This is a genomic window from Halomonas sp. A11-A, assembly GCF_003182195.1.
GTDB classification, from domain to species: Bacteria; Pseudomonadota; Gammaproteobacteria; order Pseudomonadales; family Halomonadaceae; genus Halomonas; species Halomonas alkalicola.
The window spans coordinates 1-3,982 of record NZ_QGTM01000049.1 but is presented as its reverse complement, the minus strand read 5'-3'; the positions used below and the strand labels follow the sequence as shown (position 1 = coordinate 3,982).

1 protein-coding gene and 1 pseudogene are annotated in these 3,982 nt (G+C 73.7%); both read left to right on the top strand.

Annotated elements, in window-relative coordinates; all coding sequences use genetic code 11:
- Positions 1-194 precede the first annotated feature (194 nt).
- Positions 195-3,563: a hypothetical protein gene (locus tag DER72_RS15855; RefSeq protein WP_146209082.1), complete on the top strand. Its 3,369-nt coding sequence runs from the start codon at positions 195-197 to the stop codon at positions 3,561-3,563.
- A 191-nt stretch (positions 3,564-3,754) separates the two neighbouring features.
- A pseudogene (locus DER72_RS16315) lies at positions 3,755-3,982 on the top strand (sodium:proton antiporter); the annotation flags it as partial.

Sequence of the window (3,982 nt, the reverse complement as noted above, 5' to 3'; positions counted from 1 at the left end):
CCTGCCCTGCGTCGTTGGCGATCCAGATCCTGCCGGCGGCTGCCGGAGCGCAGATGATGCCATAAAACCCTCGCCAACGAAGCCTCGTTAGGCGCTACCATGGGCCAATGGGCAGACCAGGCGACGACAAGAGACAGCAGGAGCGACCCCCGCGGAGCGGCCCCTGGCGGTGGCTGGGCGGCTCGGCCGTCGTCGTGGCGCTAGCCCTGGCTGGCGTGATCCTGACCCTGCCCGCCCTGCTGGACAGCCCCTGGCTGCAGGCCAGGCTCTCCGGCCAGGAGGGGCTCTCGATCCGCTGGGAGGGCTCGCGCCCCGGCTGGGAGCACCTCACCGTGGAGCGGCTCGTGATCGAGCGCGATGACGAGGCGCTCCCGCTGGCGCTGGAAGTCGATGCCGCCCGCCTTGAGCTCGCCCTGCCGGCCATGCTGGCGTCCCTGCTGACCCGACGCCTGGCGATTCGCGAGCTGTCGGCCAGCGGCCTGCGCCGCCTGGAGGTCGACGGTCACCGGCTGAGCGGCGAGGGCCGGCTCGCCCTGTCGGACCTGGCGCTGGCCCGGGACGAGCTGGGCGTGGGGCGACTCACCCTGGCACTGCAGCAGGCCACCCTGGCCCGGGACGGGATGCCCCTGGCCGAGGAGATTGCCCTGGCCGCCGACCTCAGCGCGGCGCCCTTCGATCCCGCGGCCCATCCCGGCCAGGCCGCGCTGCGCTTCCTCTCCGGCGACCTCACCCTGGCGGCCCGCGCCGACGCCTGGGACCTCTTCAATCCCTATCTGGCGGAGCTGGGCTGGCTGGGCCTGACCGGACGCGGCAGCCTCGAGGGCGCGCTCTCCCTGGAACGGGGCGTGCTTGCCCCCGGCAGCCGCCTGGTGCTTGACGCCGCCGAGCTCGGCGTCACCCTGGACGAGACCGCCCTGCTGGCGGGCCGCCGCCAGGATGACGCCACACCGGCCTGGGTGGTCCCCGGCGAGGCCTATCGTCTGAGCGGTGCCGGCCGCGTGACGGCCAGCGTCGACGAGGAGGCCACGGCTTCGGGGGATGCAGCGGCCGGCCGGCTGGCGGTGACCCTGCAGCAGCTGGCGATGCATCAGGGCGAGGAGCCGGCACCGCTGCTGACGGGTCGGCGATTCGAGCTCGAGGCGTCGCTGCCCACGGACCTGGCCGCCTCACCAGCACCGCCCGACGAGGCGCGGCTGAGCTGGCAAGCGGCCACGGTGCCAGATGTTCGCGCCCTGGCGCGTTTCCTGCCGGAACACGCCCCGGTGGCCCTGCAGAGCGGACGCGCCGCCCTGGACGGCCGGCTGGACTACCGGGCGGGAGAGCTCTCCGGCGCCTTCACCCTGGCCGGCGAACGGGTCTCCCTGACCCTTCAGGGGCAGCCGCTGCGGGGCGACCTGCGCCTCGACCTGGCGCTGCCTGGCCTCGACCCGGAGGCGCGACGACTGGATCTCTCCGGCACCCGCCTGCGGCTCGACGTCGCCGGCGACGAGCGCGCCGACGCCCTGGGCCTGGACCTGACCCTGGAGACCGCCCGGCTCGCGTCCCGGGTGCCGCTGGACACCCTGCGCGACCAGCCGCAGCCGCCGCTGGACGGCGAGCTGGCGCTGTCCGGCCGCCTCGACCGGCTGGGATTTCTCGACCCCTTCCTGACGGGGCTGTTCGACGGAAGCGGCATCGCCCTGAGCGGGGGCGGCGAGGTGCGCGCCAGGGCGCGGCTGATGGATGGCCGGGTCGATGCCGGCAGCCGGCTGGAGGTGGCCAGCGATGCGCTCGGGGTGAGCCTGCCCCACGCCCGCGCCGAGGGCCGCGGTCGCCTCGTCGCCGAGTGGCGCGACACCGACACCCTGCCGCTGCGCCTGGACCTGCGCCTGGAGGAGGCCGGGATGATCCGCCACGCTGATGGCGCGCGCCTGCTGGAGGGCGCCCGCCTGACCCTGGCGGCCGAGGGCCACCCGCCGGAGGCAGGCAGCTCGCCGCTGCCCGAGCGGGCCGCGCTCGCCTGGGAGGGCGCCAGCCTGGCGGACGTGGCCGTGCTCTCGCCCTATCTTCCCGAAGGCGCCCCCTTCGCACTCAGCGGCGGCCGGGCCGACAGCCGGGGCCGCCTGATGCTCGAGGAGGAGCGCATCCGCGGCGAGGCATGGCTCAGCGGTCGCCGAATCAGCGGCCGGCTGCTCGGCGAGGAGGTCTCCGGCGAGATGACCCTCGAACTGGCCCTGGGCCAGGCCAGCCTGGACGGCAGCGAGTTCGACCTCTCCGGCAGCCGGCTGACGCTCTCCGCCGCGGCCGCCAATGCCGACGAGGAACAGCGGCTGGGCAGCGTGCTGGTGGCCCGGGAGGCACGCTTCACCCGGCTGGATCAGCCCAGCGCGCGGCGCGGGCGGCTGGTTCTGGAGGGCATGGTCGACCGCCTGGGGTTCCTGGACGCCTTCCTGCCCCGGGAGCACGGCCTCATCCTGCGCGGCAGCGGCCGGCTGGCGGCCGATCTGCACCTGGCAGGCGAGCAGCTGCTGGCGCCGAGCCACCTGCGGGTGGATGCCGACGACCTCGCGGTGGGCTTCCTCGACTACCGGGCGGTGGGGCGCGGCGAACTCGACGCGCGCCTGGAGGGCGAGGCAGAAAGCCCCGGCGCCCGGCTGACGCTCTCGCTGCCGCGCTTCGCCCTGCGCCGCGAGGCCGAGCAGGAGCGCACCTGGCTGGCCGGGCGCCACCTGACCCTGGAGACCGCCACGCCCCACTTCTCCACGGACCCCGAGCGGCTCGACATCGGCGCCTTCACCACCAGGGTGGCACTGCCCATCGTCGAGGTGCCGGACCTCGCCCTCTACAACGCCTACCTGCCGGAGGCGGCAGGCGTGGAGCTGCTGGGCGGGCGCGCCAGCCTGGAGGCGGCGCTGGCGATGGAGGGCCTGGGCGCCCACGGCGACCTGGTGCTGCAGGCCTTCGGCACCGAGCTGCGCCTGGCCAGCCAGCGGTTGACGGGCGACCTGCGCCTGGAGGCTCGCCTGCGCGAGGGCGACCTGGCCGAGCGGCGGTTCGATGCCTCGGGCTCCCTGCTGCGCCTGGACAACGTCACCCGCCGGGATGCCGACGGCCAGGGCGAGGCCGGCTGGTGGACCCGGCTCTCCCTCGAGGAGGGCCGTCTTACCTGGGCGGAACCGCTGGAGGTCGATGCCCGGCTGGGCCTCGCCATGCGCGACAGCGGCCTGCTGGCGCGGCTGTTCCTGGCGGGCGCCCGGGAGCGCGACTGGCTGGGGCGCCTGCTGACCGTGCGCGATATCCAGGGCGAGGCTCGGCTGACCATGGCCGCCGACGGCATCTACCTGGATGAGGCACGGCTGGAGGGGGGGCCGCTGGCCCTGCTGGCCGCGCTCGCCTTTCGCGACGAGCGCCTGGACGGCCAGCTCTACGCCAGGCTGGGACGACTCGCCGTTGGCGTCGCCCTGCAGGAGGGCGAGCGAACGCTGCGCTTCTGGCAGCCGCGCCGCTGGTTCGGGGAGCAGGGTCGAGAGGAGCTGGAGGAGACCTCCCCGGAGGCGTTCCGGGAGGCCCTGACGCCACGTTGAGGCGGAGGTCTTCGCGCTCGGTCGCGGGCTGCATGAACAAAGGTCCTGATGAAGGTCGTTAGCATGCAAAAAAAGCATGCGAAACGCCTCTGTGACGGGTCCGTCCGCCGTATTGCACCGCATCATCACATGCTAGAATCGGCGCGCTTATTACCCCCTCCCCGCAACCCCTTCCTCGGGACACTGCAACCATGCACACAATCGATGGCATCGCCTCACGGCCCCGGCGCTCCGCCTGGTGGTCGAGCCTTCTCGTATTCGCTTGTTTCGCCCTGCTGTTCAGCCCCGCCGCCCATGCGGTGACCGGCGAGCTGGACATGACCGGCTCCCTGGTCGGCGTGCTGGCCGTGAGTATCTTCGTCCTCGCCTATGCCCTCGTTATGGGCGAGGAGAAGCTGCACATGCGCAAGTCCAAGCCG